Origin of the sequence: Bacillus sp. A1, assembly GCF_042296235.1 — a bacterium.
Lineage (GTDB): Bacteria > Bacillota > Bacilli > Bacillales > Bacillaceae > Bacillus > Bacillus velezensis.
Window position 1 is genome coordinate 342,499 of the sequence record NZ_CP141181.1, and the last position, 19,293, is coordinate 361,791.

Below are 19,293 nucleotides of genomic sequence, written 5' to 3' on the forward strand. Positions count from 1 at the left end.
ACTTGATTTTCAACGGAGAATATATCAGAATAAATAGTAACGATTACGATTTATAACAATGTACATCATGATGAAAAAGGGGCAGGTGCGGAATTTAAATCGTAATCATTCTATTTTGTCAGGGGGCTATTTATATGAAAAAAATTCCGGTTACAGTATTGAGCGGCTATCTTGGTGCCGGAAAGACGACCGTTTTGAATCATATTTTACAAAACCGCAACGGTTTAAAAATTGCCGTCATCGTCAATGACATGAGCGAAGTAAATATAGACGCGGGATTGGTGAAGCAGGGAGGCGGCTTGTCAAGGACGGATGAGAAACTCGTAGAATTATCCAACGGCTGTATCTGCTGCACGCTGCGTGAGGATCTATTAGTCGAAGTTGAGAAACTCGCGAAAGACGGCAGATTTGATTATATTGTGATTGAATCAACAGGGATCAGCGAACCGATTCCCGTTGCCCAGACATTTTCTTATATAGATGAAGAAATGGGCATTGATCTGACAACATTCTGCAGGCTGGACACAATGGTGACCGTGGTGGATGCAAACCGCTTCTGGCATGATTTCCAGTCCGGTGACAGCCTTCTTGACCGGAAGGAAGCGGCGGGAGAAGAGGATGAACGGGTGATTGCCGATTTATTAATTGACCAAATCGAGTTTTGTGATGTGCTCATTTTAAATAAATGCGACATGGTGGGCGAAAAAGAGCTTGAACAGCTGGAAACGGTCCTTCGCGCATTACAGCCCCGTGCCAGACTGATCCGGTCCGTCCGCGGAGAAGTGCCCGCCGAATACATATTGAATACCGGTTTATTTGAGTTTGAGGAAGCGAGTTCATCAGCAGGATGGATAAAGGAACTGACGGCAGGTCATGAAGCGCACACTCCGGAAACGGAAGAGTACGGCATCACTTCGTTTGTGTACTCGCGGCGTCTGCCGTTTCATACCGCTCGTTTTGACAGCTGGCTACATCAATCAATCCCTGACAACATTGTGCGCGCAAAAGGAATTGCTTGGTGCGCAACCCGCAACAGCCTTGCGCTGCTGATGTCTCAGGCGGGTCCGGCGGTTTCGATTGAGCCTGTTTCTTATTGGGTGGCGGCAATGCCGAAACTTGAGCAGGAGCAGATCAAACAGCAGGAACCAGAGATTCTGGAAGATTGGGACGACCAATTCGGAGATCGTCATACGAACCTGGTGTTTATCGGAACAGATTTAGATGAAGCAGCCATTACAAAGGAATTGGATCAGTGCCTGCTCACGCCGTCTGAGTTCGATTCCGACTGGTCGCAGCTTGAAGATCCTTTTCAATGGGATATTCAGCGGGCCGAATAACATACCGGCCAAGTTTAGAAGCAGGTGAAAAGGGAAGGAGTGATGAAAAAGGAGCTGACCAAGTGTGAAAGCACTGACATACCAAGGAAAAGAACATATGGAAGTGAAAGAAGTCCCGGCACCCGCCATTCAAGATGAGAGAGATGTCATCGTTCGAATCACCGCAACCGGGATATGCGGTTCAGACCTTCATTTATATAAAAACGGAATACCCGCCGATCCGGGTTATATCGTCGGGCATGAGCCGATGGGAATCGTTGAAGAAACGGGCAGTCAAGTCAAAAAGCTGAAAAAAGGCGACCGGGTCGTGATTCCTTTTAATATCGGCTGCGGAGAATGTCATTATTGCAAGCACCAGATGGAAAGCCAGTGTGATGAATCTAATCCAAATCCTCATACAGATGCCGGCGGCTTATTCGGTTTTTCGGAGTTTAACGGTAATTATCCCGGCGGGCAGGCTGAATATTTACGTGTTCCTTATGCTGATTTCTCTTCTTTTCTGGTTCCGGCAGACAGTGAGCTTGAAGATGAGCAGGTGCTGCTTCTGTCAGATGTCATGCCGACCGCCTTTTGGAGCGTCCAGCACAGCGGAGTGAAAAAAGGAGATACAGTCGTGATTCTGGGATCAGGTCCGATCGGCTTAATGGCGCAAAAATTCGCGTGGAAAAAAGGAGCTAAACGGGTTATCGCAGTTGATCAAGTCCCGCACCGCCTTGAACATGCGAGACGCATAAACGGAGCAGAGACCTTCAATTTTTCAGAACATGATGAGATCGGGAAACTGCTGCATGAACAAACGTCAGGGGGCGCGGATGTAGTGATTGATTGTGTCGGAATGGACGGCACGCCGCTTTCAAAAGAAAAAACAGAGCAAAAACCGAATCAGTTCGGAACGATCAGTCCGATTCTTACAGCAGCAGAAGCCGTTAAGAAGTTCGGAACCGTGCAGCTCACGGGCGCATACATTTCTGAAGCGGACGGCTTTCCGCTCGGTGATTTTTTCACACGCAACGTTTCTTTAAAAATGGGCCAGGCACCCGTTATTCATCTGATGCCGATGCTGTATCAAATGATCGAACAAAATGAAATTGATCCGACGGATATCATTACACACAAAATGAGTCTTGCGGAAGCTCCTGCTGCATATGATATATTTGACAAAAAAGAAGATGGCAACATTAAAGTGATTTTGAAGCCATAGCGAGGAGAAACACGATGAATATTTACAGACCGGCGGGATTTTGGATCAGATTGGGAGCCGTGGTACTCGACTATTTAATTACTTCAGTGCCTTTGGCGATTATTTTTATGCTGGCAACAGGAAAAGATCCGAATGAGAGCGCAATGATCAGCATCATTTTGACTCTTTATGGTATTTTGCTCCCTGTATACTGGAACGGTTATGTTATCGGCAAAAAGATCTGCGGTATCCGCATCGTCAAAAAAGACGGAACTCAGGTAGGCTTTCTCACTATGATTTTGAGAGTGCTTGTGGGCGGCCTGATATATGGCGTGACGTTTGGAATCGGTGTGATCGTGAGCGCATTCATGGTCGGAATGAGAGAAGACAGACGGTCAATCCACGATTTTGTAGCAGGAACGTATGTCACATACGCGCTGCCGGACGAATCGATTGAAAAGAGCGAATAATTTCGCTCTTTTTTTGCATAAAAAATGGATGGGGGAGCAACATATAACAAACGTTAAAGGAGGAAAGAGTCATGAAAAAAGCTGCATTGTCTTTAGCTGCGTTTTTCATTACAGCAATGGTTTTCACAATGCCGGCACACGCCGCCGGAACAAAAATGCCTTCAACAATGTCACTCACGGAACAGCAGAAAAAAGAAATTGAATCACTTGAAAAAGAAGTGCTCGAAAAACGAAAACATGTCATATCCAAATATGTTGAGTACGGGGTCCTGCCGAAAGAAAAAGCAGAACATATTAAACAGCATATGGACAGGCGCTTTAACATGATGAAACAAAATGGGTTTGTCCCGAAGCCTCCGCCTCATAAATTGGAAAAGCGGCATCATCATTCTTAAGCATCCGGCAAGCCGGATGCTTTTTTGTTTTTATCGGGATTGCTCTGAAACGCGTTTCATAACGTATGATATCAATATCATACGCATCAGGAGGATGAAACACATGATACATAAAAAACAGGGCCTGTTCCCTGATACATTTCTATGGGGGTCAGCCTCGGCTGCCTATCAGGTTGAAGGAGCCTGGAATAAAGACGGTAAAGGACCTTCAGTATGGGACTTATTCACGAAAATACCGGGTAAAACGTTTAAAGGCTCAAATGGTGATACAGCAGTCGGCCATTATGAGCGCTATAAAGAAGATATCGCCTTGATGGCAGAAATGGGTTTGAAAGCTTACCGATTTTCTGTCAGCTGGCCGAGAATTTTTCCGAATGGCAGAGGGGAAATTAACGAATCAGGGGTCGCATTTTACGAAGACTTGATCGATGAATTGATTTCTAACGATATTGAGCCGGTGCTGACTCTTTATCATTGGGACTTGCCTCAGGCGCTGATGGATGAATACGGCGGCTTTGAATCAAGAAAAATTATTGATGATTTCAATGATTACTGCATTGCGTTATACAAAAGATTTGCCGGCAAGGTGAAATACTGGGTCACGTTAAATGAGCAGAATTATAATTTTCATAACGGGTTTATAACAGCTGCACATCCGCCCGGCGTAAAGGACAGAAAACGATTTTATGCAGCGAATCATATCGCATTTTTAGCTAATGCCAAAGCGATTGACTCCTTCAGACAATATGTTCCTGACGGTTTGATCGGCCCGAGCTTCGCTTATTCACCGGCTTATCCGCTTACAAGTCACCCTGAAGACATAACTGCATTTGAAAACGCAGAGGAATTTATGAACCATTGGTGGCTTGATATGTATTGCCGGGGGACTTATCCGCAAATTCCTTTCAATTATTTAAAGGAAAAGGGCTGGGCGCCCGCCATTGAAGCCGGGGATATGGAATTGCTTGCGAAAGGCAAGCCGGATTTTATCGGTGTTAATTATTATCAGACGATTACGTACGAAAGAAATCCTCTTGACGGTGTATCGGAGGGGAAAATGAACACGACTGGTCAGAAAGGGACAAACCAGGATACCGGTATACCGGGGCTGTTTAAAACGAAAAAGAATCCTAATCTCGTGACGAGTAATTGGGATTGGACGATTGACCCGATAGGTCTGCGCATCGGCCTCCGGCGTATAACGAGCCGCTATGAGCTGCCGGTTTTTATAACAGAAAACGGGCTGGGGGAATTCGATAAAATAGAAGAAGACGGCTCAATTCAGGATGACTACAGAATTGACTATTTACGCTCCCATCTTGAACAGTGCAGAGAGGCCATTAGTGATGGAGTTCATCTCATCGGCTACTGCAGCTGGTCATTCACGGATCTGTTAAGCTGGCTGAACGGCTATCAAAAACGCTACGGTTTTGTCTATATCAATCGAGATGAAGAAGATGAAAAAGATTTGAAACGGATCAGGAAAAAAAGTTTTTATTGGTATCAGAATGTAATTGAAACAAACGGTAAAAGTTTATAAAAGTTCCCTGAGAGAAATATGATTCTCTCAGGGATTTCTTTTACATTGCGGCTGCATCAATAATATACGTATCCGCATGAAGATCGGATATTTCGGCAGGCACTGAATAACAGGTAAGGCTGTATCGGCCTTTCGGAATATGAAAGAAAAGCCGCTTTGACATCACGCTTTCAATCTCAATTCCATCTTTTACAGCCTCAAAGGGAACAGTCGCTTTTTTCTCATAGGATGGTACCGGTTCACTTGTGTTAAGCCTGAGGACGATAAATGCCCTCGTATTTCTCCTTGCTTCAAATGAAACAGCTCCGTCAGCTTCCGCATATCCTTTTTCAATAGCTTCATCGGTCCAATCGATAACAGGCGGTTCTGAATCTTTTTGGAAGATTGTAAATTGATGATAAGAAATGGCTAGTTCTTGCGGTTTCCATGATTTAATCAATGCGCTGTTCCTCCTGTTTTTTACTTGATTTTAAATAATACTCTCGTTCCGTCGGGATCATTGGTAAGCTGGTGTCCGACCCAAGAGCCGGCTCCGCGGTTGTCTGCCGGAGAAATATATTCTACGGAGGCATTATTTCCGCCCTGTTTACAAACCGCCATCGGCCATTCATCCCTATCGTATCCCGTTTTGACAGGCACATGTTTAAGAGATTGCTCACGCCGCTTATGTACTCCGTCTCTGTCAATGGTGCATATGCTGGAATGTCCTTCTGTTATCGCGTCCTTAATATGCTTTGCTGTTTCCGGATATCGATCGGACGGAAATAGGATTACCTTGTCGTAATCACTCTTCTGAACGGTCTGCTCGTTATCTGAGAAAAGATCACCCTTGATCAGGGCCGCGACTGCTCCGGCAATGATGATAAGAACAAGCAGCAGTGCTTTTAATGTTTTCAAGAGTATCAATCACCTCCAGTTTTAAATTGCTGTTAAGCTGGTCCAAGAATAAAGCAGAATCGGCCGGCTGTAAAGCTGTTAAAATATATTTCTCAGCCGCAATTCAGCTGAATATCTGTAAAACCATCCGCACAAATCAACTTTATTCATTAAAAATTCGATCAGAAAGTGTTTTTTGCCGTTTCCTTATTCAGAAATGAACGGTTGCGGCCGTATCGTCAATTGACTTATTATAGCGATAAGCTCACCGGCGAGGTATCTTCGTCTGCGAGTGTCGTGCGAAACAGGACGATAAAAAGACGGCCATCTGATAAGAAGGCCGTTAGCAAATCATTCCAGATTCGCATGCTTTGTAAACATGTCTGCTGAATTCAATTCTTTTTTCTCCATGATTTTTAGAATAACCGCATCGTAGAACAGCAGAAGAGTTTGTTCGAATAAAGAACCCATCGGCTGAATCGTCTTTCTGTCTCCGCCGGTCTCTTCTTTAGGAGAGCCGGGAATCGTTATTGTAAGATCCGCAAGTTTGCCGAGGCTTGAAGCGGGGTTAATCGTTAATGCAGTGATAATGCCGTTAAGGTTTTTGGCTTTTTCAGCCGTATGAAGCAGACTTTTTGTTTCGCCTGAGCCTGAGCCGATGATGACGAGACCGCCTTCTTGGAGGGGAGGGGTAAGCGTCTCACCGACGATGTAAGCGTTCAGGCCGATGTGCATCATCCTCATGGCGAACGCTTTAGCCATAAAGCCGGAACGTCCCGCTCCGGACGTGAAGATTTGATCTGCCGATAAAATCAGATCCGCAAGCTTGTCAGCTTTACTGTCGGATATTAATGCTGCGGTGCGGGATATTTCATTTAGTATTTCATGTAAGTATTCAGTCGTTTTCATGATCCTTGTGTGATCAGCTGTTTCATTTTAGCAGCAGCATCCGCTTTATTGTCAGCTCCCGTAATGCCTCCGCCGACAATGATTAAATCTGGGTTTTGTTTGATGGCTTCAGGAAGCGTATCAAGTTTAATGCCTCCGGCAATTGCGGTTTTAGCGCTCTTGACCGCTTTTTTAATCGCCGTCAGTTCCTCGAATGAATTTTTTCCTTCTGCTTGAAGATCATAACCTGTGTGAACACAAATATAATCAACACCGAGTTGGTCAATTTCTTTTGCCCGTGTTTCAAGGTTTTTTACGTTAATCATGTCGACGAGGATTTTTTTCTGCTGTTTTTTTGCTTCGGCAACCGCCCCTTTGATCGTTGAGTCGTCTGTCGCTCCTAAAACGGTGATGATGTCGGCTCCCGCTTCTGCCGCTTTCATAATCTCGTAACCGCCTGCATCCATGATTTTAAGATCGGCAAGCACTTTCAAGTGAGGAAAGGCTGTTTTCATTTCCTGCACGGCTTTCAGTCCTTCATTAATGACAACGGGAGTGCCGATTTCTACAACATCTATATATTGTTCGACCTCTTTCACAAGTTCAATTGCTTCCGGGATATTTACTAAGTCTAATGCCAGCTGTAATTCCACTTTATATCCACTCCTCTTTTTCATGTATTTCCATTCTATAGAGTGCCCCGCATGTTGAGAAGTACGCACTTTGAAGTCTAATAGTTACTTTGAGGATACTGTCCCCGCAGGCAATGCGCTTTGTTTCAGCAAAACTGCGTGGTAGTATAAACTGACGAAAGTTGTGTGAAAAAGTAAGCGTGTATGAATAGATGATGACCGTACAAAAAGTAAGAGGAAGGAGAATTGTCCGTGAGCCGAATGGATGAGAAAACGTTTAATTGCGAAAAGGAATTGACGCTTGCCGTGATAGGCGGGAAGTGGAAAATGCTGATTATGTGGCACTTGGGAAAAGAAGGGACGAAGCGGTTTAATGAGCTGAAAGCTTTAATTCCGGATATTACGCACAAAATTCTTGTGAATCAGCTCAGGGAGCTGGAGCAGGATCTGATCGTTCACAGGGAAGTTTACCCTGTCGTTCCTCCGAAAGTGGAGTATTCTTTAACGGCGCAAGGAGAAAGCCTTATGCCGATTCTGGACGCCATGTATAAGTGGGGAAAAGATTATATGGAATTAATCAACATTGATAAAACTGCAATAAAGGAATCTTTTTGAAGTGCTCTATGTAAAATAGAGTGCTTTTTTTGCGGTTTAATGAAATCATATTGCGAACATTCGGGCTGTCTGTTTCGGTTCTTGCGCTGTTTTTTCCGGGTCAGCTTACGTACGTAAATTTTTTTCATTCTGCCATAACTGGATATTCGACAGATTTTCATTATAGTTTAAAGATTTTTAATTTTACGTAAATAATATTTTTGAAAATAAATTGCGGGATGCCGCAAAATACCCTCTGGATTCGTCGGATTTTTTTTCGGTGTGCCGCATGAAACTTTTCACCCATTTTTCGGTGATAAAAACAATATTTTCATATAAAGTGAACGTAAGTAGATATATAGAAATACATGCAGAAATAGGTAAACCTTTCGTGCTTACAATCAATGGCTTTTTGTCTTGATTTCTCATAAATTTGATGCCGCATTTCGGACTGCGCGGGTGAACGGATGACGGATTTCGGCGGTGATTGAATCGGGATCGTTTTTGGAGGTAAGTGGTTCTTTTGGCTTGAGAATGAGTTAGGGACATAGAGGGAGGCTGTTTCTAAGGGAGAATTGACAACTTTATCTTAAAAAGGGGAGGCGCACACATATGGAAATAACTTTTTATCCTTTAACAAATGCTCAAAAACGTATCTGGTATACAGAAAAATTCTATCCGAACACAAGCATTTCAAATCTAGCCGGCTTCGGGAAACTCATTTCTGAAGACGGCGTACAGGCTCATTACGTTGAGAAAGCGATACAGGAATTCGTCCGGCGGTATGAGTCGATGAGAATCCGTCTGCGGCTTGATGATGAGGGGGAGCCCGTTCAATATGTGAGCGAATACCGTCCGCTCTCTATCGGGCACACGGATATCAGGCAAGCCGGCTGCTCTGCGGACGAGCTGTCCAAATGGGGGCGTGAAGAAGCTGGCAAGCCTCTGGCGTTATATGATCAGGATTTATTCCGTTTTTCCGTGCACACGATCAGTGAAAATGAGGTCTGGTTTTACGCTAATGTGCATCACATTATTTCAGACGGGATTTCCATGACAATTCTGGGCAATGCGATTACTGATATTTATTTGGAGCTTTCAGGCGGGACAAGTGAGGAACAGACGGAGATTCCTTCTTTTATTGAGCACGTGCTGACAGAGCAGGAATATGTGCAGTCGAAGAGGTTTAAAAAGGATCGGGATTTTTGGAACGGGCAGTTTGAGACCGTGCCGGAGCTTGTGTCCCTGAAACGGAGCCAGGCAGATGCGGGTCTTAATGCGAAACGGTTTTCTCAAGAAATTCCTCACGACTTATATGGCCGCATTCATTCATTCTGCGAGGAGCATAAAGTCAGCGTACTGTCTCTGTTCCAGTCAGCTCTGATCACTTATCTCTACAAAGTGACCGGTCGTGATGACGTTGTCACGGGTACGTTTATGGGAAACCGGACGAATGCGAAAGAAAAGCAGATGCTCGGGATGTTCGTATCTACGGTGCCTGTGCGGACAAGCGTTGACGGAGGACAGTCGTTCTTGGAATTCGTTAAAGGCCGGATGAAGGATCTGATGAAAATTCTCCGCCACCAAAAGTATCCGTATAACCTGCTTGTCAATGATTTGCGCGCTTCGAAAAGTTCGCTGAGCAGATTGTTTACGGTGGCTCTGGAGTACCAGGTGATGCAGTGGCAGAAAAAAGAGAATCTGTCCTTCCTGACAGACCCTATTTTCAGCGGAAGCGGTACAAATGATATTTCAATTCATGTGAAGGAACGATGGGACACCGGGAAATTGACAATTGATTTTGACTATCGCAGCGACATTTTCAAGGGGGAAGAGATTGAATCTGTTTCTGAACGTTTGATCACGCTGATTGAAGATGCGATTTCATCTCCTGATCGCATAATTGATGAACTTACTCTTCTTTCTGAATCCGAGAAAGAGCGGCTGCTGAAACGGGCCTCCGGCAATCCGGTGAATTACCGCAAGGAGATGACGATTCCGGGGCTGTTTGAAGAGAAAGTGAAGTCACTGTCTGACAAACCCGCGGTTGTGTATGAAGGCCGAACATTGTCCTATCGCACATTGCATGAACAGTCAGGACGTATTGCCGGACGTCTTCTTCAAGCCGGGATATCAGCCGATTCTCCTGTCGCGGTGCTGCTTGGCCGTTCTGAGCGTGTCATTGCGGCAATATTGGGAATTTTGAAAGCGGGCGGCGCCTATGTGCCGATAGATCCTGACTTTCCAGCGGATCGGATTCAGTACATTTTGGAGGACAGCGGAGCGAAGGCTGTTCTGACGGAAGCCGGAATACAGGCGCCTGCAGCGGATGCCGAACGGATTGATTTTGACGAGGCTGTTCAGTATGAGACGGCTGCGGACGGTGTCAGCACACAATCAGACCGGCTGGCTTACATCATCTACACGTCAGGTACAACGGGGCGGCCGAAAGGCGTGATGATTGAGCACCGGCAAGTTCATCATCTGGTGCAATCACTGCAGCAGGAGATTTATCAATGCGGTGAGCAGACATTAAGAATGGCGCTTTTGGCTCCGTTTCATTTTGATGCGTCCGTCAAACAGATATTCGCCTCGCTTCTTTTGGGACAGACGCTTTATATCGTGCCGAAAACGACTGTAACGAATGGCTCGGCACTGCTGGACTATTATCGTCAAAACCGGATTGAAGCCACTGACGGAACGCCTGCGCATCTGCAGATGATGGTTGCGGCGGGAGATGTCAGCGGAATTGAACTCAGCCACATGCTCATTGGGGGAGAGGGCCTGTCCGCGGCTGTTGCTGAACAGCTGATGACGCTCTTTCATCAATCGGGCAGGACGCCGCGTCTGACGAATGTCTACGGGCCGACAGAAACGTGCGTAGATGCGTCCGTGCATCAGATGTCAGCCGATAACGGAATGAATCAACAGGCGGCGTACGTTCCGATCGGAAAACCGCTCGGCAACGCCCGTCTGTATATATTGGATAAGCACCAGCGGCTTCAGCCCGACGGCACGGCCGGTGAGCTGTATATCGCGGGTGATGGTGTAGGCCGCGGCTATTTAAATCTTCCGGATTTGACCGCAGAGAAGTTTTTGCAGGACCCGTTTAACGGAAGCGGCCGCATGTACCGCACGGGTGATATGGCGCGCTGGCTGCCGGACGGGACGATCGAATATATCGGCCGTGAAGATGATCAGGTGAAAGTCCGCGGCTACCGTATTGAGCTGGGAGAAATTGAAACGGTGCTCAGAAAAGCTCCGGGCGCGGCGCAGGCCGTCGTGCTGGCACGGCCGGATCAGCAGGGCAGCTTAGATGTCTGCGCATATATCGTTCAGGAAAAAGGAACCGAGTTTCACCCTGCCGAGTACAGGGAGTATGTGTCCAAGCACCTTCCTGATTACATGGTGCCCGCTTACTTTACAAAAACGGACGAAATTCCGCTCACGCCGAGCGGGAAGGCGGACCGCAAAAAGCTGTTTGCGCTTGATGTGCAGGCTGTCAGCTCATCCGAATATGCCGCGCCGAGAAATGAAACGGAGGAAATGCTCACCGTCATCTGGCAGGAAGTCCTCGGAATGGACAAGGCGGGCATTTATGATCATTTCTTCGAGTCAGGCGGTCATTCATTAAAGGCAATGACGCTTCTGACGAAAATTCATAAGCAAATGGGCGTTGAAATTCCGCTGCAATACTTGTTTGAGCATCCGACGATTGCGGCGCTTGCCGATTATGCGGAAAACCGAAACGAAGGACCGGCATTCAATGCAATTGAGCCGGCTGAGAAGCAGGCGAGCTATCCGCTTTCGCTCGCTCAGCAGCGGACTTATATCGCAAGCCAATTTGAAGACGCGGGAGTCGGATATAACATGCCGGCTGCGGCCATGATTGAGGGCGCTTTAGACCGTGAAAAGCTTGAGCGTGCATTTTCTGCCTTAATCAGCAGGCATGAAGCGCTCAGAACATCGTTTCAATCAGAGGACGGCACGCCGAGACAAGTGATTGGCGAGCATGTTCCGTTTCATATTGAAATGATCGAAGCGCGCGGAAGAACGAATGAACAGGTCATGAAGGACTTTGTGCGCCGTTTTGATTTATCTGAGGCGCCGCTGTTCAGAATCGGCCTGCAAACGCTCGGTCACAATAGCCATCTGCTGCTGTTTGATATGCATCACCTGATTTCTGACGGGGTGTCTATTTCCATCATGCTGAAGGAACTGGCTGACATCTACGGGGGAAATCAGCTGCCTGAATTGCGCATTCAATATAAAGATTATGCCGTATGGCAGGCGGAACGGGCGAAAGAAGGCTACAAGAAGGAGCGGGCGTACTGGAAAGAAGTCTTCAGCGGGGAACTGCCGGTGCTTCAGCTGCTCCCTGATTATCCGCGGCCGCAGGTGCAAAGCTTTGAAGGTGACCGCGTGTCCGTCAAGCTGCCGAAAATGCTGCGGGAACGGCTGCAGAAGCTTGCCGAGAAAAACGGAGCCACCCTTTACATGGTGCTGTTATCGGCATACTATACGCTGCTTTCTAAGTATTCAGGACAGGAAGACATCATCGTGGGAACACCATCAGCGGGAAGAAACCACTCTGATACCGAGGGGCTTATCGGGATGTTTGTCAACACGCTTGCGCTGCGAAGCTCCGTGAAGCAGGGTCAGACATTTGCCGGCTTGTTAGGTCATGTGCGCAAGCAGGTGCTGGATGCGTTTTCCCACCAGGATTATCCGTTTGAGTGGCTGACCGAGGAGCTGAACGTACCCCGGGACATGAGCAGGCATCCGATATTTGACACGATGTTCAGTCTGCAAAATGCTTCGGACGGAATTCCGGAGATCGGTAATCTGACGCTGGCTCTTTATGAAACAAACTTCAATATCGCCAAATTCGACCTGACCATGCAGGCCCGGGAAACAGCGGAAGGCATTGCGCTTGATTTGGATTATTGCACGAAGCTGTTTAAGCGCTCAACTGCGGATCGCATGCTTGCGCACTATGTCCGTCTGCTGGAGAGAGCGGCAGCTCAGCCGGATGCGAAAATCAGCGAATATGATCTGCTTTCTGAACGGGAGGCTTTGACTCAATTACAGCGGTTCAACCCGGAACGCACGGCATACCCGAAAGAGCAAACGATCGTGCAGATCTTTGAAGAACAAGCCCGAAAGAACCCTGACCGGACGGCTCTTCAGTTCGAAGGGGAAACCCTGTCGTATCAGCAGCTGAATGAACGCGCCAACAGGCTTGCGCGGCATATTCTTTCGGTCGGAGGCGGCGGAAAAACCGCGGCTGTTCTGTGTGAACGGTCAATGGATATGATTGTTTCCATTATGGCTGTGTTAAAAGCGGGGTCCGCCTATGTGCCGATTGATCCTGAGCATCCGGTTCAGCGGATTCAGCATTTCTTCCGCGACAGCGGGGCGAATGTGCTCATGACTCAGCAAAGCCTCAAGCCGCTTGCGGAAAAGGCCGGTTTTCAAGGCGTCATTGTGCTTGCTGATGATGAGGCGAGCTATGAAAAGGACTCTCGCAATCCAGCATTGCCGTTTGATTCCAAAACGATTGCCAATCTCACTTATACATCAGGCACGACGGGAACGCCGAAAGGAAACATCGTCACACATGCCAACATTTTGCGGACGGTAAAAAACACGAACTATTTGACTGTTTCTGAAGAGGACACAGTGCTCGGTCTGTCAAACTACGTCTTTGACGCTTTTATGTTTGATATGTTCGGTTCGCTGTTAAACGGTGCAAAGCTTGTGATCGTCCCGAAAGATACGGTGCTGGATATGTCACGCCTGTCCCGTGTGATCAAACGGGAGAACGTCAGCATTCTGATGATTACGACGGCCCTGTTCCACCTGCTTGTTGATATGGAGCCGTCCTGTCTGACGACGCTTCGGAAAATCATGTTCGGGGGCGAAAGAGCGTCTGTAGAACATGTCAAAAAAGCGCTGGCGGCAGTCGGAAAAGGAAGACTGCTTCATATGTACGGCCCGTCGGAAAGCACGGTGTTTGCGACATACCATCCGGTGGATGTCATTGAAGAGGATACGCTCTCCGTTCCGATCGGGAAACCGGTCAGCAATACGGAAGTCTTTATTATGAACTCAGCCGGACGCATTCAGCCGGCGGGTATCGCGGGAGAGCTGTGCGTCAGCGGGGAAGGTCTCGTAGAAGGGTACTACAACCGTCCTGAACTGACGGAAGAAAAATTTGTAGAGCATCCGTTTAAGGAAGGTGAACGGATGTATAAAACGGGCGACTTGGCCAGATGGCTTCCGAATGGCGATATCGAGTTTATCGGACGTATCGATCATCAGGTGAAAATCCGCGGTCAGCGGATTGAGCTTGGCGAAATTGAGCATCAGCTCCAAAGCCATGACCAGATTCAGGAATGCATTGTGCTCGCTGTGGATCAGGGCGCGGGTGACAAACTTCTTTGCGCGTATGTTGTCGGCCTCCGAGAAATCTCTTCCCGGGAGCTGAGGGAGCATACGGCGAAGGATCTTCCGGCTTATATGATTCCGTCCGTCTTTATTCAATTGGATGAACTGCCTCTTACAGGGAACGGAAAAATCGACAGACGGGCGCTGCCGATGCCGGATGTGACCGCAGCGAATGCCGTGGCATATACGGCGCCGCGCAATGAAACAGAACAAAAACTGGCGGATATTTGGGCTGAGGTGCTGCAAATGGAACGTGTCGGCGTCCATGATCAGTTCTTTGAGATCGGGGGCCACTCGTTAGCGGGGATGAAACTGCTGGCCCTTATCCAGAAGACATTCGGCGTGCAGCTTACCTTAAAGGATCTGTTCACTTCTCCGACAGCTGCGGGGCTGGCGCAGCTGATTGAAGGGGCTGAGCGGAAGGCGGCTGAGAGCATCACACCGGCGGCCGAGCAGGAAACGTATCCGGTTTCTTCACCGCAGAAGCGGATGTTCGTGCTCCAGCAGCTGGAGGGCGCTGAAACAAGCTATAACATGCCGTCTGTGCTCCGCTTAAAAGGAAAGCTTGATGCAGAAAAGCTGAAATCCGTCATGAAACAGCTGACAGAACGCCATGAAGCCTTCAGAACGACATTTGACATAAAGGATGGAGAAACGGTTCAGCGCATATGGGCGGAAGCTGATATCGACATGGAATATTATGAAGCCTCTGAAGAAGATGCTGAACGGATTATTCAGAGCTTTATCCGGCCGTTCCGCCTGGATCAGCTTCCTCTCGTCAGAACGGGACTGGTCAAGCTGGCTGAACATGACCACCTGCTGCTGTTTGATATGCACCATATCATTTCGGACGGCGCTTCAGTCGGCGTGCTGATAGATGAACTGTCCCGATTGTATGGCGGCGAAACGCTTGAGCCGCTGCGGATTCATTATAAAGACTATGCGGTATGGCAGCAGAAATTTATTCAATCAGAGCAGTACCGCAAGCAGGAGGAGCATTGGCTTCGGGAGCTTGACGGCGAGCTTCCGGTATTGACGCTGCCGGCTGATTACAGCCGTCCGGCCGTGCAAACCTTTGAAGGAGACAAGCTGGTCTTTTCTCTGACTGAGGAACAGACGTCGGCTCTTCGCAGTCTTGCGAAACAAACGGATTCTACCATGTACATGGTGCTGCTGGCGTCATACAGCGCCTTTCTCTCAAAACTGAGCGGACAGCATGACATCATTGTCGGCTCGCCGGTTGCGGGACGGTCACATGCGGATCTCGCAAACGTCATCGGTGTTTTTGTGAATACACTCGCGCTTCGTACGTATCCGGAAGCGGACAAAACGTTCACGGACTATCTTAAAGAAGTGAAACAAACCGCTTTACATGCATTTGACGCGCAGGATTATCCGCTTGAAGACCTTCTGCAAAAGGTTGAGGTGCAGCGTGATACGAGCAGAAATCCGCTGTTTGATGCGGTATTCTCAATGCAAAATGCAAATGCGGAAGATCTGGTCATGGAAGGAATTGAGCTGAAGCACCATCCGTTTGACAGAAAAACAGCCAAGTTTGACCTGACAATGACGGCTGAGGACACAGACGAAGGCTTAACGTTTGTGCTTGAATATAACACCGCGCTGTTTAAACCGGAAACGGCAGAGACATGGAAGCATTACTGGCTTCAACTGTTAGAAGCCGCAGCGGAAAATCCGGCCGCGAAACTTTCTGAGCTTTCATTGGTGAATGAAACAGAAAAACAAGCCCTCCTTAATGCATGGAAAGGAAAAACACTCTCTGTGCCGCGGGACAAAACGGTTCACCGTCTCTTTGAAGAAACGGCCGCCCGCTACGCGGACCGGCCGGCCGCGGCATACAACGGCGCAAAATGGACGTACGGCGAGCTGAATGCAAGGGCGAACCGGATCGCGCGCATTCTCATGGACTGCGGCGTCACGGCTGACGAACGTGTCGGCATCCTGACGAAACCGTCCTTGGAAATGGCCGCGGGCGTACTCGGCGTCCTGAAAGCGGGCGCGGCATTTGTGCCGATTGACCCCGACTACCCGGAAGAGCGGATCAGCTACATTCTGCAGGACAGCGGCGCCGAGCTTCTTCTCACACAGGAAGCGCTGGACGTGCCGGACAGCTACAACGGAGAAACGATTCTGCTTGACGGCGGACGCTCCATTCTGAGCCTGCCGCTTGATGAAAACGATGAAGCGAACCCGCAGACGGAAACAACGGCGGATCATCTCGCTTATATGATTTACACGTCAGGAACGACCGGACAGCCGAAGGGTGTCATGGTCGAACACCATGCGCTGGTGAACCTGTGCTTCTGGCATCACGACGCATTCGCCATGACGGCGGATGATAAAAGCGCCAAATACGCGGGCTTCGGTTTTGACGCCTCCATCTGGGAGATGTTCCCGACATGGACCATCGGCGCGGAACTTCACGTCATTGACGAAGCGATCCGGCTGGATATCACCCGCTTAAATCACTATTTCGAAGAGCACGGCGTGACCATCACCTTCCTGCCTACGCAGCTCGCCGAACAATTTATGGAGCTGGAAAATACTTCTCTCCGCATGCTTCTCGTCGGCGGCGACAAGCTGAAGCGGGCGGTGAAACAGCCGTACACGATCGTCAACAACTACGGCCCGACGGAAAACACCGTCGTCGCGACAAGCGGCGTCATCAATCCGGAGGAAGGATCGCTTTCGATCGGACGGGCGATTGCCAATACGAGAGCTTATATTCTCGGCGACGGCGATCAGGTGCAGCCGGAAGGCATTGCCGGTGAATTATGCGTGGCAGGCCGCGGACTTGCGCGCGGATACCTGAACCGTGAAGAAGAAACGGCGAAGCGGTTTACCGCAGATCCGTTCGTGCCCGGCGAGCGCATGTACCGGACCGGCGACCTCGTCAAATGGAACGCGCAGTGCGGCATCGAATACATCGGGCGTATCGACCAGCAGGTCAAAGTGCGGGGCTACCGGATCGAGCTTTCAGAAATCGAAGTCCGCCTCGCCCGGCTTGCGGACGTTCATGACGCAGCGGTGACGGCGGTGGAAGACAAAGCGGGCAATACCGCGCTTTGCGCCTATGTCGCGCCTCAGCAGGACGATATTGAAGCGCTCAAAGCCGCGCTGAAAGACACGCTGCCTGACTACATGGTGCCGGCGTTCTGGGTGGAGATGGACGAGCTTCCGGTCACCGCAAACGGCAAGATTGACAAAAAAGCCCTGCCGGAACCGGACATTGAAGCGGGAAGCGCCGCTTACAAAGCGCCAGAAACGGAGATGGAGACGCTGCTTTCCGACATTTGGCAGGAAGTGCTCGGTCTTGACCAGATCGGCGTAAGCGATAATTTCTTCACGCTCGGCGGCGACTCGATCAAAGGCATCCAAATGGCGAGCCGCCTGAACCAGCACGGCTACAAATTGGAGATGAAAGACCTCTTCCAGCACCCGACCATCGAAGAGCTCGTCTCCTACGTGGAGCGGACGGAAGGCAAGCAGGCCGACCAAGGCCCTGTCGAAGGTGAAGCGGACTTAACGCCGATCCAGCGCTGGTTCTTTGAGAAAAACTTCACCGACAAACACCACTGGAATCAATCCGTCATGCTTCACGCGAAAGACGGCTTTGATCCGGAGATAACAGAAAAAACATTACATGTCCTGACGGTGCACCATGATGCGCTCCGGATGATTTATCGTGAACAAAAACCGTATTACAGAGGACTTGAGGATGTGTCTGTTGAACTGAACGTCTTTGAGCTGAACGGACCTGCTGAAGACCATGAGGACCGTATCGAAAGGGAAGCAGACCGTCTTCAAAGCAGTATTTCACTGGAAACAGGACATCTGCTGAAAGCCGGGCTCTTCCGGGCTGAAGATGGAGACCACCTTCTTCTCGCAATCCATCACTTAGTCGTGGATGGTGTATCTTGGCGGATTTTACTGGAGGACTTCACGTCCGTTTATACGCAGCTGAAGCAAGGCAATGAACCGGCGCTGCCGCCGAAAACACATTCATTCGCCGAATTTGCTGAGAGAATCAAAGAATACGCAAATACGAAGGCGTTTCTGAAAGAAGCGGATTACTGGAGAGAGCTTGAGGAAAAAGAGGTATGCACTCAGCTTCCGAAAGACAGGCAGTCTGGTGATCAGCGCATGAAACATACGAGAACGGTCAGCTTCTCTCTGACGCCTGAACAAACTGAACAGCTGACGACAAACGTACATGAAGCCTATCACACCGAAATGAACGACATCCTGCTCACGGCGCTCGGACTGGCGCTGAAAGAGTGGACGGGTGAAGACACGATCGGCGTTCATTTGGAAGGCCACGGGCGCGAAGACATTCTTGACGGCTTGAATATCACCCGGACGGTCGGATGGTTTACGAGCATGTATCCGATGATCCTTGAGATGAAGCACGCCGACGATCTTTCATATCAGCTGAAACAAATGAAAGAAGACATCAGACACATCCCGAACAAAGGAGTCGGCTACGGTATTCTGCGTTATGTAACGGCGCCTGAGCATAAAGAGAATCTTTCATTTGAGATTGATCCGGATATCAGCTTTAACTACTTAGGCCAGTTTAATGAGATGTCGGATTCCGGCTTATTTACAAGATCCGGGATGCCGTCAGGACAATCGCTGAGCCCTGACACAGAGAAGCCGAATGCGCTTGATATTGTCGGATTTATAGAAAATGGGAAGATGACGATGACGTTTGCCTATCATTCTCTCGAATTTCATGAAAAAACCATTCAATCGTTCAGTGACAGCTTTAAAGGGCACCTCTTGAAAATCATAGATCACTGCCTGGCCCAAGACGGACCTGAGCTTACGCCTAGCGATCTTGGCGATGATGATCTGACGCTTGATGAACTTGATAAATTAATGGAAATTCTCTAACAGAAAAGACAGAG

At 48.6% G+C, this 19,293-nt stretch carries 11 protein-coding genes; 7 read left to right on the top strand and 4 right to left on the bottom strand.

Annotated features, from left to right (window positions below):
* The first annotated feature begins 134 nt into the window (after positions 1-134).
* From U2H13_RS01840 to U2H13_RS01860, 5 genes are all read left to right on the top strand, one after another.
* Complete coding sequence (locus U2H13_RS01840; RefSeq protein ID WP_014416870.1) at positions 135-1,337, top strand: GTP-binding protein; 1,203 nt, start codon at positions 135-137, stop codon at positions 1,335-1,337.
* Positions 1,338-1,401: 64 nt separating this feature from the next.
* Positions 1,402-2,538, top strand: coding sequence for a zinc-dependent alcohol dehydrogenase (locus tag U2H13_RS01845; RefSeq protein WP_094296367.1), 1,137 nt, complete (start codon positions 1,402-1,404; stop codon positions 2,536-2,538).
* Between the two features lie 14 nt (positions 2,539-2,552).
* Positions 2,553-2,987 carry an RDD family protein gene (locus U2H13_RS01850; protein WP_014416871.1) on the top strand — a complete coding sequence of 145 codons (435 nt, stop codon included), beginning with the start codon at positions 2,553-2,555 and terminating at the stop codon, positions 2,985-2,987.
* A gap of 116 nt (positions 2,988-3,103) precedes the next feature.
* The gene (locus U2H13_RS01855; protein WP_263612330.1) at positions 3,104-3,382 is read left to right on the top strand and encodes a YckD family protein; all 279 of its coding nucleotides are present in this window, start codon (positions 3,104-3,106) and stop codon (positions 3,380-3,382) included.
* Positions 3,383-3,485: 103 nt separating this feature from the next.
* A complete protein-coding gene (locus U2H13_RS01860; protein ID WP_072177592.1) occupies positions 3,486-4,922 on the top strand; it encodes a glycoside hydrolase family 1 protein in 1,437 nt (478 codons plus the stop codon).
* A 40-nt stretch (positions 4,923-4,962) separates the two neighbouring features.
* Here the strand turns inward: U2H13_RS01860 and comJ are convergent, their stop codons facing one another.
* The 4 genes from comJ to hxlA all read right to left on the bottom strand — a co-directional run bounded on the left by comJ (position 4,963) and on the right by hxlA (position 7,339).
* Positions 4,963-5,361, bottom strand: a complete 399-nt coding sequence (comJ, locus tag U2H13_RS01865) for a competence protein ComJ (RefSeq protein ID WP_007609299.1) — start codon at positions 5,359-5,361, stop codon at positions 4,963-4,965.
* A 20-nt stretch (positions 5,362-5,381) separates the two neighbouring features.
* Complete coding sequence (locus tag U2H13_RS01870; protein ID WP_103527166.1) at positions 5,382-5,819, bottom strand: NucA/NucB deoxyribonuclease domain-containing protein; 438 nt, start codon at positions 5,817-5,819, stop codon at positions 5,382-5,384.
* A gap of 330 nt (positions 5,820-6,149) precedes the next feature.
* Positions 6,150-6,707, bottom strand: a complete 558-nt coding sequence (gene hxlB, locus U2H13_RS01875) for a 6-phospho-3-hexuloisomerase (protein ID WP_103527165.1) — start codon at positions 6,705-6,707, stop codon at positions 6,150-6,152.
* Positions 6,704-7,339 carry a 3-hexulose-6-phosphate synthase gene (gene hxlA / locus U2H13_RS01880; RefSeq protein WP_014416875.1) on the bottom strand — a complete coding sequence of 212 codons (636 nt, stop codon included), beginning with the start codon at positions 7,337-7,339 and terminating at the stop codon, positions 6,704-6,706. The genes hxlB and hxlA overlap by 4 nt, the downstream gene beginning before the upstream one ends.
* A 231-nt stretch (positions 7,340-7,570) precedes the next feature.
* On the opposite strand from hxlA, the gene U2H13_RS01885 reads away from it, so the two are divergent.
* The gene (locus U2H13_RS01885; protein WP_007409352.1) at positions 7,571-7,933 is read left to right on the top strand and encodes a helix-turn-helix domain-containing protein; all 363 of its coding nucleotides are present in this window, start codon (positions 7,571-7,573) and stop codon (positions 7,931-7,933) included.
* A 591-nt stretch (positions 7,934-8,524) separates the two neighbouring features.
* Entirely contained in the window at positions 8,525-19,279 is a 10,755-nt protein-coding gene (gene srfAA / locus U2H13_RS01890) for a surfactin non-ribosomal peptide synthetase SrfAA (RefSeq protein ID WP_154817978.1), read from the top strand.
* Positions 19,280-19,293: the final 14 nt, after the last annotated feature.

Coding starts and splice junctions, on each gene's coding strand:
- U2H13_RS01840 (WP_014416870.1), top strand. CDS start 135: ATGAAAAAAATTCCGGTTACAGTATTGAGCGGCTATCTTGGTGCCGGA.
- U2H13_RS01850 (WP_014416871.1), top strand. CDS start 2,553: ATGAATATTTACAGACCGGCGGGATTTTGGATCAGATTGGGAGCCGTG.
- U2H13_RS01855 (WP_263612330.1), top strand. CDS start 3,104: ATGGTTTTCACAATGCCGGCACACGCCGCCGGAACAAAAATGCCTTCA.
- U2H13_RS01860 (WP_072177592.1), top strand. CDS start 3,486: ATGATACATAAAAAACAGGGCCTGTTCCCTGATACATTTCTATGGGGG.
- hxlB (WP_103527165.1), bottom strand. CDS start 6,707: ATGAAAACGACTGAATACTTACATGAAATACTAAATGAAATATCCCGC.
- srfAA (WP_154817978.1), top strand. CDS start 8,525: ATGGAAATAACTTTTTATCCTTTAACAAATGCTCAAAAACGTATCTGG.